This is a genomic window from Pseudomonas sp. NY15181, assembly GCF_048068055.1.
GTDB lineage: Bacteria > Pseudomonadota > Gammaproteobacteria > Pseudomonadales > Pseudomonadaceae > Pseudomonas.
The window spans coordinates 1-491 of record NZ_JBLUPT010000030.1 but is presented as its reverse complement, the minus strand read 5'-3'; the positions used below and the strand labels follow the sequence as shown (position 1 = coordinate 491).

Below are 491 nucleotides of genomic sequence, written 5' to 3'. Positions count from 1 at the left end.
GACAAGGCCGCCGACCCGATCATCGTGCACCCGGACGTGCGTCGCATGCTGCTGACCATGAAGGCGCTGAACGAAGGCGGTCGCGCCTTCTCCAGCTACGTCGCCATGCAACTGGACACCGCCAAGTACAGCGAAGAGCCGACCACCCGCAAGCGCGCCGAGGAACTGGTCGCCCTGCTGACTCCGGTGGCCAAGGCCTTCCTCACCGACATGGGCCTGGAAACCACCGTCCACGGCCAGCAGATCTTCGGCGGCCACGGCTTCATTCGCGAATGGGGCCAGGAGCAACTGGTGCGCGACTGCCGCATCACCCAGATCTACGAAGGCACCAACGGCATCCAGGCGCTGGACCTGATGGGGCGCAAGATCGTCGGCAGCGGCGGCGCCTACGCCAAGCTGTTCACCGACGAGATCCGCGCCTTCACCGCTTCGGCCTCCGCTGAGCTTTCCGAGTTCACCGGCCCGCTGAACGCCGCCGTGCAGAACCTGGA

1 protein-coding gene is annotated in these 491 nt (G+C 66.2%); it reads left to right on the top strand.

The annotated features are described in order from the left end of the window. Positions 1 to 491, top strand: a 491-nt coding sequence (locus tag ACNFBT_RS27185; protein ID WP_416753900.1) for an acyl-CoA dehydrogenase family protein, incomplete at both ends; no start/stop codon positions are given.